This window comes from Polaromonas sp. JS666 (assembly GCF_000013865.1).
Lineage (GTDB): Bacteria > Pseudomonadota > Gammaproteobacteria > Burkholderiales > Burkholderiaceae_C > Polaromonas.
The window spans coordinates 3341634-3358773 of the sequence record NC_007948.1; the positions used below are offsets into that span (position 1 = coordinate 3341634).

Here is a 17140-nt window from a genome sequence, read left to right on the forward strand (position 1 = left end):
GGCCGGATGCATACTTGGTGCCGTGGAAAATAACACTCCGTCACTTTTTGCCGCCCAGGCGCTGGACGAGCCGTGCACGCTGGCTTCTGCGCTGGCGCCCGCGGCTGCGCCCGGGCATTTTGACGAGTTACGCGGTGGCGTGTCGCGCGGTCCGGCCATTCCAGAGCCAGCCGTTCCCGGTGTCACGCAGTTACAACTTGCCGGGGCGTCCCAGGGCCGCGGTGCAGCAGCAGTAGCGGCGCAGGCCAGCCAGGGGGCGGCCAGGCCGGCTCCGGAAGACAGGCCGTTGTCAGCCGACTGGACCGCTTTCTTTGATTTCCTCAGGACGGACGGTTTTTACGACCTGAACCACCGCACCGCCAACCTGCGGCGCCAGATCCGCGACAACGGCGTGACCTACAACGTTTACGCCGATGCCAACGGGCCGCAGCGGCCCTGGTCGCTCGACCTCTTCCCGATGATGGTCTCGGCTGCGGACTGGGCCGTGATTGAAGCCGGCATCCAGCAACGCGCCCGATTGCTGGACCGCATCATGGCCGACATCTACGGCCCGCAGGAACTGCTTTCAAAGGGCTTGCTGCCCAGCGCGCTGGTGCACGGCAACCCCGGCTACCTGCGCGGCATGCAGGGCGTCAAGCCCGCTGGTGGTACCCACCTGCACATCGCGGCCTTCGACATCGGCCACGGCCCGGATGGGCGTTGGTCGGTGGTGTCCCAACGCACGCAGGCGCCCTCGGGCCTGGGCTACCTACTGGAAAACCGGCTGACCATCTCCCTGCTGTTTCCGGAAGCCTTTCGGGAGATGAAGGTGCAGCGGCTGGCCGCCTCGTACAAGGCCCTGGTGGACGGGCTCAAGGCGATGAGCCCCGCCAATGAGGGCAACGAGGAAAGCCGGGTGGTTCTGCTGACGCCGGGCCCCTACAACGAAACCTATTTCGAGCACGCCTACCTGGCCCGCTTTCTGGGGCTGACGCTGGTCGAGGGCAACGACCTGCTGGTACGCGACGACAAGCTGTACCTCAAAACCCTGCGCGGCCTGGAGCCTGTGCATGGCCTGCTCAAGCGGCTCGACGATGAATTCCTGGACCCGCTGGAGTTGCGTTCCGACTCCACCCTGGGCGTGCCCGGCCTGCTGCAGGTCATTCGTGCGGGCAATGTGCTGGTGGTCAACACCCCGGGCTCGGCCTTTCTGGAGTCCAGCGCCCTGCTCGGATTCCTGCCGGCGCTCTCGCAGCACCTGCTCGGTGAAACACTGGCCCTGCCTTCGCTGGCCACCTGGTGGTGTGGCGAGCAGGCCGTCATGCAGGACGTGCTGAGCCAGCTCAAGGACTGCGTGATCAAGCCCACCCATGCCGGCTCGGGTATGGCCTCCGTCATCGGGCACACCCTGTCCCGCCGCGAACTCGACGAATGGGCCGGCCGCATTGTCCGGCGCGGCGAGGATTACACCGTGCAGTCCTACCTGCCGCTGTCGCAGACACCCACCTGGCAGGGTGAAAGAATGGCCCCGCGTTCGACCATGCTCCGTGTCTTTGCGGTCGCCGACGGCGCGGGTTCCTGGCAGGTGCTGCCCGGCGGCCTGGCACGGCTCGCCGGCAAAAACGAAAACATGGCCTCCATGCAGCACGGCGGCAGCAGTGCCGACGTCTGGGTGCTCGGCAAGCCCTCGGGTACAAGCTCAACCCAAGCCACCCCGGCCGACACCGCAGCGGTGCACCGCTCCGAGCACCCCGCCCCGGCTTGGGCCACGGTACCCTTGCGCCACCGCCCACCCGTGACCAGCCGGGCGGCCGAAAACCTGTTCTGGCTGGGCCGCTACACCGAGCGCGCCGAGAACTCCACACGGCTGGCCCAGTTAACGCTGCAGTGCCTGGGCGGCGAAGACCAGACTTCGCAACCACTGCTGGACTGGCTGACCCGCATGGCCGTGAGCAATGCCCTGGTGCTCGACACCGTGCCACCGGCGACGCAAGCCCGGCGCGTCTTTGAACGCGCCCTGATCGCCAGCCTGGCCGACACCGAGCAGGCCGCCAGCGTGGGCTACAACCTGCGAGCCCTCAAGAGTGCTGCCTCGGCCGTGCGCGAGCGCCTGTCGCAGGAACAGTGGCACGTGATCGTGCGCACGGAGGCCGACTTCTTTCATCATTGCAAGGCATTCAGCGGCGCCGGTTCACAGAGCCAGCAGCAAGGCCATTTGAATGGGGTCCATCACGCGTCGGAATATTCCTCGGTCGAGGCGCTCAGGGCCCTTGAATCCCTCAGCGGCTTCCTGGCCGCCATGACGGGCGCGCAGACCGACCGCATGACGCGCGACGACGGCTGGCGGCTGCTGAGCATAGGCAGGATGCTCGAGCGGCTCTATACGCTGGCCGCCGCGCTGGTGCATGGCTTTGAAACCGGGTCCGTCTTCGAGGAGGGTGGCTTTGGCGCCATCGTGTCCCTGTTTGACAGCACCATCAGCTTTCATGCGCAGTATCAGCAGCGACGCGACATTCCCGCCCTGCTCGACCTGCTGGTGCTGGACCTCGACAACCCGCGCTCGCTGGGCTGGGTGGTGCAGGCCCTGCGCGGGCGCCTGGCCAAACTGGCCAGCAGCACGCCGGTCGAGTTACCCGACCTCGCCGAGGATTTGCCCGAACCGGGCAACTGGGTGCTCGCCGACCTGTGCGGCAACGTTGAGGGGGCCGAGGGCGCAACCACTGAAGCCTGCGGCGATGCCCCTGCGTGGGCGCCGCTCATCGGACTGCTGGAGCAGTGCTGCACCGAAGCGCTGGAACTCTCGGATACCATCAGCCGGCGTTATTTCAGCCACGCCGCATCGGGCAGCCAAAGCCTGGGCGCATAGGCCGCCCCCCCTTTCCCCCTTTCTCTCCTTTCCTTTCCGTTCCAACAAACCCCGATCCCGTGCTGCTCCACGTCGTCCACGAAACCAGCTACCGCTATACACCTGCGGTTGAAAACGCACACCATGTGGTGCACCTCAAGCCGGCCAGCCGCGGCGGGCAAACGCTGCTGCACTACGCATTGCGCATCGATCCGGCCCCCGTTCAATTGCGCGAGACCGTGGACGTGTACGGCAATTCCCGCAGCTATTTTTCATTGCAGGCGGCGCATGACCGGCTGACGGTCGTGGCCGACAGCGTTGTCTCCACCTCGACGGCCAATCCGCTGCAGTCCCTCCTGTTCGCATCGCCAGGCGCGCGGGCCGACATGCCCTGGGAGCAGGTCCGCGACCAGTTCCGCTATCGCGCCGGAGCAGCCTACGACAGCGCCTCGGAGTTCCTGTTTGCCTCACCGTATGTGCCACTGAACGAGGCATTTACCGAGTTTGCGCGTCCGAGTTTCATGCCGGGCAGGCCACTGCCCGAGGCCGCGCGCGACCTCATGACACGCATTCACACCACCATGACCTATGAGAGCGAAAGCACCGAGGTGAGCACGCCCGCTGTGGAGGCGCTTGAGCAGCGCAAGGGAGTGTGCCAGGATTTTGCGCACATCATGGTGGCCTGCTGCCGCGCCATGGGACTGCCGGCGCGTTACGTCAGCGGCTACCTGCTCACCACACCTCCGCCCGGCCAGCCGCGCCTGATTGGCAGCGACGCCTCGCATGCCTGGGCCTCGGTCTACTGCCCTGGCGTGGGCCAGTGGCTGGACTTTGACCCCACCAACAACCGGGCGCCAGGTGAGGACTACGTGACGCTGGCCACCGGCCGCGATTTTCTGGATGTGTCGCCCATGCGCGGCGTGATCCGGGGCGGCGCGCAGCACATCCTGGACGTAGCCGTCACGGTGAAACCGCTGACGCCCGATGAACTGCGCGCCATACAGGGCGACGCCATCCATCAGGCAGATTGACCGCTGATCAGGGCCTGTTCACCCTACAACGGGAGTGCGTTTTAGGGTGAACAGGCCCTGGCCGGCTTCATCGGCATCCTGCGCTAAGATAAAAAAACAGCGGCAGGCTGCAGCCGCAGGTAATATTGCTATCGTTTTAGCAGCAATCGACGCCTGCTTTCATGCGGCAGCTGGCACGTTTCATCCCTGAAAACTTCACCCCCTGCACATTCCATCCCCCGGAGAACACCATGAGTACCACCCCGCACAATGCCCACGACAAGCTCAAAGCCCTGAACATCACGCTGCCTGCCGTGGCCGTCCCTGCCGCAGCCTATCTGCCCTTTGTACAAACCGGCAACCTGGTGTTCCTGAGCGGCCACCTTGCCAAAAAAGACGGCAAGGTCATCGTCGGCCAGTTGGGCAAAAACCTGAGCACCGAGGAAGGCAAGGCCGCGGCACGCGCCGTTGCCATCGACCTGATGGGCACGCTGGAAGCGGCCGTCGGCCTGGGCAAGGTCAAGCGCATCGTCAAGCTCATGAGCCTGGTCAACTCGACCAGCGACTTCACCGAGCAGCACCTGGTCACCAACGGCGCGAGTGAATTGCTGGGAGAAGTGTTTGGCGATGCCGGCAAACACGCCCGCAGCGCTTTCGGCGTGGCACAAATCCCGATGGGCGCCTGCGTTGAGATCGAGCTGATTGCCGAGGTGGCCTGAGCTCACTCAGGCGCCCCACAGCAAGACTTATTCCACCCGGACAATACCCGTCGGTTTGAAGCCCAGGTCGGCCGCCTTGCCTTTGCGGGCACGCGCCGCACGGGCATTGTTCAGGCTACGGATCTCCAGAGTCTCCTCCCGCGCCTTGCCACCGCGCCCGATGCCTTCGATCTTCACGCTGCGGGTGTAGGCCGCTGCGCCGGCCAGCGTGTCCTTGGCATCCAGGTCCAGCAGCATCAAGCCGCGTCCACCGGCCGCCTGAAGTTTGAGTTCGGCAATCTCGAAGGTAAGGATGCGGCCACCCGTCGAGGCGCAGGCCACATGCGTAGCCGGGTTGAGCGGGGTCGCGCCCGTTCCGCCCGAGACGTGCGATGGCCGGCACACGGTTTCGCCCTCCGCGCAACTGATGAAGGCCTTGCCGGCCTTCAGGCGTGAGGTCATGTTTTCAACCGTGGCAAGAAAACCGTAGCCGCCGCTGGCGCTGAGGAGCAGCGTTGCGTTGGCAGGACCCGCAAAGTAATGCACCAACTGCGTGCCGGACTCCAGGTCGATCAGCGTCGTGAGCGGCTGCCCGTCACCGCGCGCGCCCGGCAGGGACGCCACCGGGACAGAGTAAATACGGCCGCGTGAGCCAAAGGCCAGCAGGGTATCGACGGTACGGCATTCGAACGTGGCGTACAGGCCGTCGCCCGCCTTGAAGGCAAAGCTTGCAGCGTCGTGGCCGTGGCCCGAGCGGGCGCGCACCCAGCCCTTGGCGCTCACCACCACCGTGACCGGCTCGTCCAGCACCTTGACTTCGAGCACAGCCTTTTTCTCGGCCTGGATCAGCGTGCGGCGCGGGTCGGCAAACTGTTTGGCGTCCGCTTCAATTTCCTTGACCAGCAGCCGGCGAAGCGCCGCCGGGCTGCCCAGGATTTCCTCGAGCTTGCCCTGCTCTTCGCGCAGGGTTTTGAGCTCTTGCTCGATCTTGATGGCCTCAAGCCGCGCCAGCTGGCGCAGGCGGATTTCGAGGATGTCTTCGGCCTGCCGCTCGCTTAACGAGAAGCGGGCGATCAGCGCGGCCTTGGGTTCGTCCGACTGGCGGATGATGGCAATTACCTCATCGATGTTGAGCAGCACCAGCTGCCGTCCCTCGAGGATGTGAATGCGGTCGAGGACCTTATCGAGCCGGTGCTGCGAGCGCCGTTGCACCGTGGCCTGGCGGAACTCGATCCACTCGCCCAGCATCTGCCGCAGCGTCTTTTGCGTCGGCTTGCCGTCGAGCCCGACCATGGTCAGGTTGATGGAGGCAGAGCTCTCCAGGCTGGTGTGCGCCAGCAAGGTATTGATGAGCTCGGACTGCCCGATTCTGCTGGTCTTGGGCTCGAACACCAGGCGCACCGCGGCGTCCTTGCTGGACTCATCGCGCACCACATCGAGCACCGACAGCACGGTCTGCTTGAGCTGCACCTGCTCCTGGCTCAAGGCCTTTTTGCCGGCCTTGATCTTGGGATTGGTCAGCTCTTCAATCTCTTCCAGCACGCGCTGGGTGCTGACGCCGGGAGGCAACTCCTGCACCACCAGCTGCCACTGGCCGCGGGCCAGGTCCTCAATCTTCCAGCGCGCGCGTACCTTGAGAGAACCCCGGCCGGTGCTGTAGGCCGCCGCAATTTCCGCCGTGCTGGAAATGATCTGTCCGCCGCCCGGGTAGTCGGGACCGGCGATCAGCGTGTACAGCTCTTCATCGCTGAGCCTGGGCGTCTTGATCAGGGCGACGCAGGCGTCGGCCACTTCGCGCAGGTTGTGGCTGGGAATCTCGGTGGCCAGGCCCACGGCAATGCCGCTGGCGCCGTTAAGCAGCGTGAACGGCAGGCGCGCCGGCAACTGGCGCGGCTCTTCGAACGAGCCATCGTAATTCGGCGCAAAGTCGACCGTGCCTTCGTCGAGTTCGTCGAGCAACAAGGTTGTGATGCGCGCCAGCCGAGCCTCGGTATAACGCATGGCCGCCGCCCCGTCGCCGTCGCGCGAGCCGAAATTGCCCTGGCCGTCGACCAGCGGGTAACGCTGGCTGAAGTCCTGCGCCATGCGCACCATCGCGTCGTAAGCCGCCTGGTCGCCGTGCGGATGGTATTTGCCGAGCACGTCGCCGACGACGCGCGCGCTCTTGACCGGCTTGGCCCCGCTTGCACCATTGGCGCCGCCAAAGCCCAGGCCCATGCGCGCCATGCTGTACAAAATGCGCCGCTGCACGGGCTTCTGGCCATCGCACACGTCGGGCAGCGCCCTGCCCTTGACAACGCTCAGCGCGTATTCCAGGTAGGCGCGCTGCGCATAGGCGGCGAGCGAGTCCTGGTCAGCAGGTTCGGGGATCGGGGCTACTGCGTCCGGTGTAAAGAGATCCATCTTGAATTTGACTTGGCTGGTAAGGTGGAGTTACGCATGCCGGTACACACTGGTGCGGCCGGCACAGGGCTACAAAGAAATGCAGGGGGAGCCGTTTTTCAGGCCGCCGGGCTGGTGGGTGGCACATCCCGCGCAAACATTCCCGGGCTGAACACAAGGCGCATTGTGACGTCAGTTCTGCTCGGGCTGGACCTCTGGCGTGGCGGTGGACACCACTGTGGGCGGCACCATGTTGCTGCGGCCGGTTGCGCCGCCCATCATTTCCATGCGAACCCGGCCGGGCGACGCCATCATGCTGGGCGGCTTAAGGTGGTTATAGAGCTGCATCACGGTCTTGACGTAGTTTTTGGTTTCAGGGTAATTGGGAATCTTGTTACCGGCTCGCTGCACGGCACCCTCGCCGGCGTTATAGGCGGCAACAGCCAGCTCCAGCTGGCCGGGGAACATGGCAATCAGGTCGCTCAGGTAGCTTGAACCCGCCCGAATGTTCGTCTTGGGGTCGGTCAGCTTTTTCTGGATCGGGGAATTTTTGTCGGCCCTGACGCCATAGCGTTCCGCCGTCGGCGGGATCAGCTGCATCAGCCCCACCGCGCCTTTGGGCGAGACGGCCTGGGTGTCAAAGCCCGATTCGGTGGCGATCAGGGCCTGCAGCAGTTCGTAGTCAATGCCATGCTTGACGGAAGCTTCGCGCAGCAGGTGCTTGACGGCCTTGTAGTTGGGAGACACATCAAAATAGGCGAGCAGCTTGGGCGGCGCAGCGGCCACGCCGGTAGCCCGGTTGGCACCGTTGCCGACTGCCTTGCCGCTTTTGGCAACATCGTTGCCTGCGCTGAAGCTTTCAGCCCCGCGAAAGAAAAGCTCATAGCGCTCATCCAGCCGTATCGCCGAAAAGTGGGCAACGCCCCCGGCATCTACATAGCCCCAGATATCGGCACGGGCCGGAGTGACGTGCAAACCCGCAAGCATCATGACCAGCATGGGCAACAGCAGCGCGCGCCAGCGGGCAGGGCTACGCGGCGCCCGCATCCCCGCCAACGCGCGGGATGCCGATGCCAGGTGCAAAAGTGAAAACAACTTCAGGGGGAAATTCATCAAATATCAATCTCCACGGCATCGCCGTGCAACTCCATCAGTTCGCGCCGCGCCGCAGCCTCGCCTTTACCCATCAGCTTGGTGATCAGGCTCTCGGTTTGCAGAAAATCAAAGTTGCCCAACTGCACGGGCAATAGGCGCCGGGTGTCCGGGTTGAGCGTGGTTTCCCACAACTGTTCCGCACTCATTTCGCCCAGCCCCTTGAAGCGGCTGATGCTCCAGGCGTTCTCTCGCACGCCGTCCTTGCGCAACTTGTCCAATATGGCGGTCAATTCACCTTCGTCCAGGGCATACACCTTGGACGCCGGCTTCTTGCCGCGGGCCGGCGCATCCACCCGAAACAGCGGCGGGCGCGCCACATACACATTACCAGCTTCAATCAGTTTGGGGAAGTGGCGAAAAAAGAGGGTCAAAAGCAGCACCTGGATATGCGAGCCGTCAACGTCGGCGTCGCTGAGGATGCAGACCTTGCCGTAGCGCAGGCCGCTCAGGTCCGGCTTGTCATGGGGGCCATGCGGATCGACCCCGATGGCCACGGCAATATCGTGGATTTCCGTGTTGGCGAACAGCCGGTCACGCTCGACCTCCCAGGTGTTGAGCACCTTGCCGCGCAGCGGCAGGATGGCCTGGCTTTCCTTGTCGCGCCCCATCTTGGCACTGCCGCCCGCCGAGTCGCCCTCGACCAGGAAGACCTCGTTGTGTGCCAGGTCCTTGCTTTCACAATCGGTCAGCTTGCCCGGCAGCACGGCCACGCCGGAGCCCTTGCGTTTTTCAACCTTCTGGCCAGCCTTCTGGCGGGTTTGCGCAGCCTTGATGGCGAGTTCGGCCAGCTTTCTTCCGTAGTCGACATGCTGGTTCAGCCACAGCTCCAGCGTGGGGCGCACAAAGCTCGACACCAGCCGCACCGCATCGCGCGAGTTCAGGCGTTCCTTGATCTGACCCTGAAACTGCGGGTCCAGCACCTTGGCGGAAAGCACATAGCTGGCCCGGGCAAACACATCCTCGGGCAGCAACTTGACGCCCTTGGGTAGCAACGAATGCAAATCGATAAAGCTCTTGACAGCAGTGAACAAGCCATCGCGCAGCCCGCTCTCGTGCGTACCGCCGGCACTGGTCGGGATCAGGTTGACGTAGCTTTCGCGCATGGGCTGACCGTCTTCGGTAAAGGCCACACACCACTGGGCGCCCTCACCCTCGGCAAAACTGTCGTGCGAGGCATCGGCAAAGCCCTCGCCTTCAAACATCGGAATCACCGGATCGGCAGTGAGGGTCTGCATCAGGTAGTCGCGCAGGCCGCCTTTGTAGGCCCAGGTCTGCGTTTCTTTGGTCTTCTCGTTGGTCAGCGTGACAGTCACGCCGGGCATCAACACGGCCTTGCTGCGCAGCAAATGCGTCAACTCGGCCATGGGCAGAGCGGCAGACTCGAAGTATTTGGCGTCCGGCCAGGCACGCACGGAAGTACCGCACTTGCGGTCGCCTTCAGCAGCCTTGCGCAACTGCAGTTTTTCAATGACATCGCCACCTGAAAACACCAGCCGGGCGACCATGCCTTCGCGGTAAGACATCACTTCAAGCCGTTTTGACAAGGCGTTGGTGACGCTCACCCCCACGCCGTGCAGGCCACCCGAGAAGCTATAAGCGCCGCCCTTGCCCTTGTCGAACTTGCCGCCGGCATGCAGGCGGGTGAACACCAGCTCGACCACCGGTGCTTTTTCTTCCGGGTGCAGGCCAAACGGGATGCCGCGGCCGTCATCTTCCACGCTCACCGAGCCGTCGGTGTGCAGCGTGACCTTGATCTTTTTGCCATACCCGGCCAGCGCCTCATCAGCCGAGTTGTCCAGAACCTCCTGGATGATGTGCAGCGGGTTGTCGGTGCGCGTATACATGCCCGGCCGTTGCTTGACGGGCTCCAGGCCCTTGAGCACGCGGATGGAGCCTTCGGAATATTCGTTGCTTGCGGTAGATAGTTTGTCGGCCATGGCTGATGAGGAAATTGCGGCAATTGTAGACCGGGCCGCAAAAGTAACTGTATGAATATAAGGGGTATCCGCTTAGCTCCAGTGGAGTCGGATATACTGGATAAATACCCAGTTATTATGCCAGTTCCAGCCCAAGACTACCCCCGCACCTGGAGCGAATTCCTCGATTGGTTTTCCTCCGAGGAGGCTTGCCTGTCTTACCTGGAGCGCTTGCGCTGGCCGCACGGCTTCGCCTGCCCAAATTGCGCCAGCATGGCGGCGCCATACCGATCCAGCCGCACGCGATTGATGTGCCAGGACTGTGGGCGACAGACGACCGTGACCTCGGGCACCATCTTTGACAAGACCCGTACGCCGCTAAAGGTATGGCTGGCGGCGGCGTGGTATCTCACCAGCCAGAAGCAAGGTGTCAGCGCCCTAGGCTTGCAGCGGGTGTTGGGGCTGGGCAGCTACCAGACGGCCTGGACCATGCTGCACCGCTTTCGCTGTGCCATGGTGCGCCCGGATCGGGAACGCCTGAAAGGTCTGGTCGAGGTGGATGAAACCTACCTGGCCATCTCGGACCGACAGCAGCCCATCTCTGCCGTGGGTCGCAAGAGCCGCACCAGCAAAGTACTGGTGGTGATGGCCGTGGAGATACTGCAGCCCAAAGGATTTGGCCGGATTCGTCTGCACCGCATCGCCAATGATTCTGACGAATGCGTGGTGCCGTTTGTCCAGCAGTCGGTGGAGCCCGGCGCCCAGATTCGCACTGACGGCTCGGCCGCCTATCGTTCGCTCAGCGAGCTGGGCTATGACCATGAGCGCACGGTCATGCTGGGCTCGGATGTTCCTGCCCATGTCTCCATGGCAGGGGTGCATCGGGTGGCCTCACTGGTCAAGCGCTGGATCCTGGGCACGCACCATGGCTCGGTCCAGCCCGAGCATCTGGATGCCTACCTGGATGAGTTTGTCTTTCGCTTCAATCGCCGCACTTCGGGCTCTCGCGGGATGCTGTTTTACCGGCTGCTGCAGCAAGCCGTTGTCACGAAACCCGTGACCTATCAGGACATCACCCGAACAACACAGGACATGGTGGAATCGGTCTAGTGGAGCTAAGCGGATACCCCTTATGAATATACAGCCATACTAACCGAACCCGCCGGGTCGAACGGTTCCGCCTCGCGGCGCACCGCCCGGCCGCCAGCACCTCGTGGACATTTTCGTTACAGTCTGCCCATGGCTTCCAACCCCTCTCCTTCCTCCGATTCTGCGACCTATTCCGTCCAAACCCTGTCAATGCTCCAGGTGCTGGCCTGCGGCGCGGCGATTGTCACGCTGTCCATGGGCATACGCCATGGTTTCGGCCTCTGGCTTCAACCCATCACCCAGGCGCAGGGCTGGACGCGCGAGACCTTCGCTTTTGCCATTGCCGTGCAGAACCTGGCCTGGGGTGTTTTTGGCATCTTTGCCGGAATGGCGGCTGACCGCTTTGGCGCTTTCCGGGTGATTGTGGGCGGCGCGCTGCTGTACGCCCTGGGCCTTGTCGGCATGGCGCTGTCGCCCACGGGCCTGCTGTTCACGCTGACCGCGGGGGTGCTGATTGGCGCGGCGCAGGCGGGCACAACCTACGCGGTGATTTACGGCGTCATCGGGCGCAATATTTCCTCGGACAAGCGCTCCTGGGCCATGGGCGTGGCAGCGGCCGCAGGCTCGTTTGGCCAGTTTTTGATGGTGCCCATCGAGGGCTTCCTGATCAGTAGCCTGGGCTGGAAAGAAGCGCTGCTGGCCCTGAGCATTGCAGTTTTGATGATCGTGCCCCTGGCGCTGGGGCTGCATGAGAGCGGCTTTGCGAGCGGCAAGCCGGTCAAACGCGAGCAAACCATCGGGCAGGCGCTGCGGGAAGCCTTCAAATACCCGAGCTTTCAATTACTGATGGCCGGCTATTTCGTCTGCGGCTTCCAGGTGGTATTCATTGGCGTGCACATGCCCAGCTATCTCAAAGACAAGGGCCTGTCGCCGCAGGTAGCCAGCTATGCGCTGGCGCTGATCGGCCTGTTCAATGTGTTCGGCACCTACCTGGCCGGCTCGCTCGGGCAGAAGATCGCCAAACGCAAAATCCTGGCGACGATTTACCTGTCGCGGGCCATCGTCATCGCCGTGTTCCTGGCCGCCCCGCTGAGCCCCATGAGCGTTTACATCTTTGCCAGCGTGATGGGCCTGTTGTGGCTGTCGACCATCCCACCCACCAATGCGGTGGTGGCGCAAATCTTCGGCATCCAGCATATGTCCATGCTGGGCGGCTTTATCTTCTTCAGCCACCAGATCGGCTCCTTCCTGGGCGTCTGGCTGGGCGGCTACCTGTACGACCGTACGGGCAGCTACGACATCGTCTGGTACATCGCGATTGCGCTGGGCGTATTTGCCGCGCTGGTGAACCTGCCGGTGCGCGAAGCCCCGATTGCCCGCGCCGGCGTACCGCAGGGAGCATGAAGTGTCCAAGAAAATCGGCTTGTGGACCGTCGCGATCCTCGCGTCACTTGGGGTGTTTTCCCTTTATACACGGCCTGATTTCCTCTTCACGCTGGCCAATCAGGTCTGGGCCTGTTTCTAGGATTGCTTCAGGCTTGCTTCAGGCTTGCTTCAGGCTTGCCCGCGGTGTTTTACAGGCCATTGAGACCTGAAGCCAATCACGACGGGGACAAGCAGCCATGAAAACTATCGTAATTACCGGGGCGTCCGATGGCATAGGTGCGGAGATGGCGCGGCAACTGGCGCAAACGCACCGCACCGGCGTGGCATTGGTGCTGGCTGCGCGCAACGAAGCCTTGCTCGCGGAAGTCGCCGCGCAATGTGCGGCGCATGGCGCCCAGACGCTGGTGGTGAAAACCGATGTCTCGGTCGAGGCCCAATGCCGGCAGCTGATCGCCGCCGCTGTCGCCCGGTTTGGCCGCATCGACGCGCTGGTCAATAACGCCGGTCGGTCGGCGCAGGCGCTCTTTGAAGACGTCAAAGCCGAAGACCTGGCCTGGTACGAGCAACTGATGCGCATCAACCTCTGGGGCAGCGTCTGGTGCACCCATGCGGCTCTGCCTCATTTAAAGCAAAGCCGCGGGGCCATCGTGGCCGTCTCCAGCCTCGCCGGGCTGATTGGCGTGCCGGGCCGGACCGCCTACAGCGCCACCAAATTTGCCATGACGGGTTTCTTCGAGGCCCTGCGCGCGGAATTGAAAGGTGCCGGCGTCAGCGTGACGACCGTCTATCCCGGCGTGGTCGCTACGCAGACCCGGTATCGCGGCTTCAATGCCGCGGGTGCTCCTGCCGACGCCAGCGGCCTGAAGGAAGACCAGGCCATGAGCGTTGAGGAATGCGCAGGACTGATTCTGCAGGGCATGGCACGGCGGGACCGCGAGGTGGTGATGACGGCCAAAGGCAGGCTGGGGCGCTGGCTCAAGCTGGTGGCGCCAGCCCGTGTAGAGTCGATGGCGCTGGCCGCCCTCAAGGACGAGGTAAAACCTCATTGACCACGTTTCGCTGAACACATTGACACATGACCACATCGCATAAGGAACACAGTTCACATGGCACAGAGCCGGCCTCGGCCTGGGTACAGCGCTGGTCGCACCTGGTGGCAGACGGCGGTGTGGTGCTCGATGTGGCTTGCGGCTATGGCCGCCATGCCTGCTGGTTTTATAAACAAAATCACCCCGTCGTCCTTGTAGACAGGTCACAGGAGGCTATTGAGTCCATAGCAATTCCGGCGCAGGCCCGCGAAGCGGTGGTGGCGGATATTGAAAATGGCTCCTGGCCCTTTGCCGGCCGGCAATTTGACGCGGTGGTGGTCACCAACTACCTCTGGCGCCCGCTGATGCCCACCTTGCTTGGCAGCCTGGCGCCGGGCGGTGTCCTGATTTACGAAACTTTTACGCAAGGCAATGAAACCGTGGGAAAACCCTCCCGTCCCGATTTTCTGTTGCGTCCCGGTGAGTTGCTGGAGATCTGCCGCGGCTTGCGGGTGGTCGCTTTCGAGGACGGCTTTGAGGAAGGCCCGCAGGGACTGCAGCCCCGCTTCGTCCAGCGCATTGCCGCCATCCACGAACCCGAAAACCATCCGGGTTTGCCCGGGGTCCTGCAACCCCACACCCCAGTCCCCCCACGCTACAGACTGGTCTAGCCTCTGGGTAGAATGCAGGATTGGCTCTTCGGGTCGGCAATCTACTTTTCACGATTGTTTCCAGACCACTCCCAGGGCCGCGAACCTACAGACCAAGACATGAAACCCATTACTGGCAGCATCGTTGCACTGGCAACACCCTTGCATGATGACGGCAGCGTAGATTACCCCACCCTGCGCAAACTGGTGGACTGGCACATCGCCGAAGGGACCGACTGCATAGGCGTGGTCGGCACCACCGGCGAATCCCCGACCGTCAACGTCGAAGAGCACTGCGAAATCATCCGCGTCTCGGTGGAGCAGGCGAAAAAGCGCGTGCCCATCATGGCCGGCTGCGGCGCCAATTCCACCGCCGAGGCGATCGAGCTCGCCAGGTTTGCCAAGCAGGTGGGCGCCGACTGCCAGCTGCAAGTCGTCCCCTATTACAACAAGCCCACCCAGGAAGGCCAGTACCGGCATTTCAAGGCGATCGCCGAGGCTGTCGGTGACCTGCCCATCGTGCTGTACAACGTGCCCGGCCGCACCGTAGCCGATATGGCGCATGCCACCGTGCTGCGCCTGGCCCAGGTGCCCGGCATTGTCGGCATCAAGGAAGCCACCGGCAACATCGAGCGCGCGCAGTGGCTGATCAAGGAAGTCCCCCAGGGGTTTGCCGTGTACTCGGGTGATGATCCGACCGCCGTGGCGCTGATGCTGTGCGGTGGACAAGGCAACGTCAGCGTGACGGCCAACATCGCGCCACGCCTGATGCACGAGTTGTGCGTGGCGGCTGTAGCGGGAGACGCCAGGCGGGCCATGGAACTGCAGTTCAAACTGCTGCCTCTGCACAGAAACCTTTTTGTCGAAGCCAACCCGATTCCTGTCAAGTGGGCGATGGCCCGGATGGGACTGTGCGGCGGCACGCTGCGGCTGCCGATGACGCCGCTTGACACCTCCAACGAAGCTGCCGTGGAAGGCGCCCTGCGCGCCTGCGGCCTGATCTGATTTTTAAGGGAACCCCCGTGAAGAACTTGCCAAAACGCCCTGCCTTTGCAACCGCCCAAACCGCGCTAACCATATCTGCACTGGTTGCCGTGGGTCTGCTTGCGGGCTGCTCCACCCTCAGGGACGTCATGGAAGGCGAGCGCATCGATTACAAATCGAGCGCGACCAAAGCGCCCTCGCTGGATATTCCTCCCGACCTGACCCAGCTCAACCGTGAAAGCCGCTATGTGGTGCCAGGCACAGCCGTGACCGCCAGCAGCTACCAGGTGGGCCAGGCCGCGCCCCAGACCGTACCGACAGCAGCCGCTGCAGTGGGTGACGTGCGGGTGGAACGCGCGGGCACCCAGCGCTGGCTGGTCATCAACCGGCCTGCCGACAAGCTCTGGGGACCGGTACGTGACTTCTGGCTGGAAAGCGGCTTTTTGCTGGCTCAAGATCAGGAAAACCTGGGCATCATGGAAACGGACTTTGCCGAAAATCGCGCGAAGCTGCCTCAGGACTTCATTCGCAGCGCACTGGGCAAAATTCTCGATGGCGCCTATTCCACCGGCGAACGCGACAAGTTCCGCACCCGGCTGGAGCGCCGGCCAGACGGCGGCACCGAGATTTTCATCAGCCATCGCGGCATGGTGGAGGTGATCACCGGCGCCAAGAGCGGAAATGCCGTGACAGGCGACAGCACAGTCTGGCAACCGCGCCCTGCCGACCCGGAACTGGAAGCTGAATTTCTGCGCCGCCTGATGGTGAAACTGGGCGTGGCGCAGGAGCAGTCCAAGACCCTCATTGCAGCAGGCGCCACGAAACAGACATCCCGCTCCACCGTCGTGAACAATCTTCCCGTCGTGCAGATCGACGAAGGCTTCGAGCGCGCCTGGCGTCGCGTGGGCCTGGCACTGGACCGCACCGGCTTCACCGTGGAAGACCGCGACCGCAGCCAGGGCACCTATTTTGTACGCTATGTCGAACCCATCGCCAACAAGAGCGAGCCCGGATTCTTCAGCAAACTGTTCAGTGGCTCTCCGGCTGCGCCAGCGCCACTGAAGTACCGCATTGCGGTCAAGAGCCTGGGCGAAAGCACCACGGTATCGGTGCTCAATGCCCAGGGCGCGCCTGAATCGTCCGCCAATGCCAAGCGCATTGTTCAGGTGATTGCCGACGACCTGAAATAAGGCCGCGGTTTGCAGCTCCATCATTGCCTGCTGCACTGGTGCTGAGGTTCAAAAGCCTGGGCAGTGGCAGTTCGGGCAATGCCACACTGGTGGAGGCCTTGGGCCTGCTGCCCTTTCGGGTGCTCATTGACTGCGGGCTGGGGCTCAAGCACCTCGTGTACCGGCTGGGCCAGGCCGGGCTTCAACCAGAAGACATCGACGCAGTCTTCATTACCCACGAGCATGGCGACCACATTGGTTGCGCGCGTTCGCTGTCCCTGCGTTACCGCATCCCCGTCTGGATGAGCCACGGCACCCATGCCGCTACCGGCTCACCGGATTTTGACGGCCTGCTCCGCACGGCCAGAGATGGTGAAACCATTGAGCTTGGCGGACTTCAGCTCACCCCCTTCACCGTACCGCATGATGCCAGGGAGCCCTTGCAACTCACCTGCACCGATGGCTCGGCGAAGCTGGGAATTTTGACGGACCTGGGACATGCGACGGCACACGTCATCGCGCACCTGAAGGCCTGCGATGCGCTGCTGCTGGAGTGCAACCACGACACCGAGATGCTGGCCCAATCGGCCTATCCCGCATTTCTGAAGCGACGGGTCGGCGGCCAGTACGGCCACCTTGCCAACGCCGCAGCGGCAGACATCGCCCGCGCCGTGCGGCACCCCGGCCTCAAGCATCTGGTGGCAGCCCATTTAAGCGCACAAAACAACCGGCCTGCGCTGGTTCAGGACGTAATGGCAGAGGCTTTGTCGTGCGCGCCAGAGGACATCATCGTTGCGAAACCCGATGACGGAAGCTGCTGGCTCCAGATCTGACAACGCAACATGACGA

General features: G+C 63.3%; 13 protein-coding genes. 10 read left to right on the forward strand and 3 right to left on the reverse strand.

Features of this window, described 5'->3' with window-relative positions:
* The first annotated feature begins 22 nt into the window (after positions 1 to 22).
* The 3 genes from BPRO_RS15790 (at position 23) to BPRO_RS15800 (ending at position 4553) form a co-directional block, all read left to right on the forward strand.
* Positions 23 to 2845, forward strand: coding sequence for a circularly permuted type 2 ATP-grasp protein (locus BPRO_RS15790; protein WP_041388871.1), 2823 nt, complete (start codon positions 23 to 25; stop codon positions 2843 to 2845).
* Between the two features lie 59 nt (positions 2846 to 2904).
* A complete protein-coding gene (locus BPRO_RS15795; protein ID WP_011484070.1) occupies positions 2905 to 3855 on the forward strand; it encodes a transglutaminase family protein in 951 nt (316 codons plus the stop codon).
* A 230-nt stretch (positions 3856 to 4085) separates the two neighbouring features.
* The gene (locus BPRO_RS15800; protein WP_011484071.1) at positions 4086 to 4553 is read left to right on the forward strand and encodes a RidA family protein; all 468 of its coding nucleotides are present in this window, start codon (positions 4086 to 4088) and stop codon (positions 4551 to 4553) included.
* A 27-nt stretch (positions 4554 to 4580) separates the two neighbouring features.
* On the opposite strand, the gene parC is transcribed toward BPRO_RS15800, so the two are convergent.
* From parC to BPRO_RS15815, 3 genes are all read right to left on the reverse strand, one after another.
* Positions 4581 to 6935, reverse strand: a complete 2355-nt coding sequence (gene parC, locus BPRO_RS15805; protein WP_011484072.1) for a DNA topoisomerase IV subunit A — start codon at positions 6933 to 6935, stop codon at positions 4581 to 4583.
* A 171-nt stretch (positions 6936 to 7106) separates the two neighbouring features.
* Entirely contained in the window at positions 7107 to 7961 is an 855-nt protein-coding gene (locus BPRO_RS15810) for a lytic transglycosylase domain-containing protein (RefSeq protein WP_011484073.1), read from the reverse strand.
* 65 nt (positions 7962 to 8026) lie between these two features.
* Complete coding sequence (locus tag BPRO_RS15815) at positions 8027 to 10006, reverse strand: DNA topoisomerase IV subunit B (protein ID WP_011484074.1); 1980 nt, start codon at positions 10004 to 10006, stop codon at positions 8027 to 8029.
* A 117-nt stretch (positions 10007 to 10123) separates the two neighbouring features.
* Between BPRO_RS15815 and BPRO_RS15820 the strand changes: the two genes are divergently transcribed.
* From BPRO_RS15820 to BPRO_RS15850, 7 genes are all read left to right on the forward strand, one after another.
* Positions 10124 to 11095, forward strand: a complete 972-nt coding sequence (locus tag BPRO_RS15820) for an IS1595 family transposase (RefSeq protein ID WP_011484045.1) — start codon at positions 10124 to 10126, stop codon at positions 11093 to 11095.
* Between the two features lie 129 nt (positions 11096 to 11224).
* Complete coding sequence (locus BPRO_RS15825) at positions 11225 to 12478, forward strand: MFS transporter (RefSeq protein ID WP_011484076.1); 1254 nt, start codon at positions 11225 to 11227, stop codon at positions 12476 to 12478.
* A gap of 218 nt (positions 12479 to 12696) precedes the next feature.
* Entirely contained in the window at positions 12697 to 13509 is an 813-nt protein-coding gene (locus tag BPRO_RS15830; RefSeq protein ID WP_011484077.1) for an SDR family oxidoreductase, read from the forward strand.
* 26 nt (positions 13510 to 13535) lie between these two features.
* Positions 13536 to 14159, forward strand: coding sequence for a class I SAM-dependent methyltransferase (locus BPRO_RS15835; protein ID WP_011484078.1), 624 nt, complete (start codon positions 13536 to 13538; stop codon positions 14157 to 14159).
* Positions 14160 to 14258: 99 nt separating this feature from the next.
* Complete coding sequence (gene dapA, locus BPRO_RS15840) at positions 14259 to 15143, forward strand: 4-hydroxy-tetrahydrodipicolinate synthase (RefSeq protein ID WP_041388873.1); 885 nt, start codon at positions 14259 to 14261, stop codon at positions 15141 to 15143.
* A gap of 17 nt (positions 15144 to 15160) precedes the next feature.
* Positions 15161 to 16312, forward strand: a complete 1152-nt coding sequence (bamC, locus tag BPRO_RS15845; protein WP_011484080.1) for an outer membrane protein assembly factor BamC — start codon at positions 15161 to 15163, stop codon at positions 16310 to 16312.
* 38 nt (positions 16313 to 16350) lie between these two features.
* The gene (locus BPRO_RS15850; protein WP_041389920.1) at positions 16351 to 17124 is read left to right on the forward strand and encodes an MBL fold metallo-hydrolase; all 774 of its coding nucleotides are present in this window, start codon (positions 16351 to 16353) and stop codon (positions 17122 to 17124) included.
* Positions 17125 to 17140: the final 16 nt, after the last annotated feature.

What these genes read in the sequence shown, in the direction of transcription:
- dapA (WP_041388873.1), top strand. Translation starts at nt 14,259, where the DNA reads ATGAAACCCATTACTGGCAGCATCGTTGCACTGGCAACACCCTTGCAT.
- BPRO_RS15825 (WP_011484076.1), top strand. Translation starts at nt 11,225, where the DNA reads ATGGCTTCCAACCCCTCTCCTTCCTCCGATTCTGCGACCTATTCCGTC.
- BPRO_RS15820 (WP_011484045.1), top strand. Translation starts at nt 10,124, where the DNA reads ATGCCAGTTCCAGCCCAAGACTACCCCCGCACCTGGAGCGAATTCCTC.
- BPRO_RS15810 (WP_011484073.1), bottom strand. Translation starts at nt 7,961, where the DNA reads ATGCGGGCGCCGCGTAGCCCTGCCCGCTGGCGCGCGCTGCTGTTGCCC.
- BPRO_RS15835 (WP_011484078.1), top strand. Translation starts at nt 13,536, where the DNA reads ATGACCACATCGCATAAGGAACACAGTTCACATGGCACAGAGCCGGCC.
- BPRO_RS15815 (WP_011484074.1), bottom strand. Translation starts at nt 10,006, where the DNA reads ATGGCCGACAAACTATCTACCGCAAGCAACGAATATTCCGAAGGCTCC.
- parC (WP_011484072.1), bottom strand. Translation starts at nt 6,935, where the DNA reads ATGGATCTCTTTACACCGGACGCAGTAGCCCCGATCCCCGAACCTGCT.
- BPRO_RS15830 (WP_011484077.1), top strand. Translation starts at nt 12,697, where the DNA reads ATGAAAACTATCGTAATTACCGGGGCGTCCGATGGCATAGGTGCGGAG.
- BPRO_RS15800 (WP_011484071.1), top strand. Translation starts at nt 4,086, where the DNA reads ATGAGTACCACCCCGCACAATGCCCACGACAAGCTCAAAGCCCTGAAC.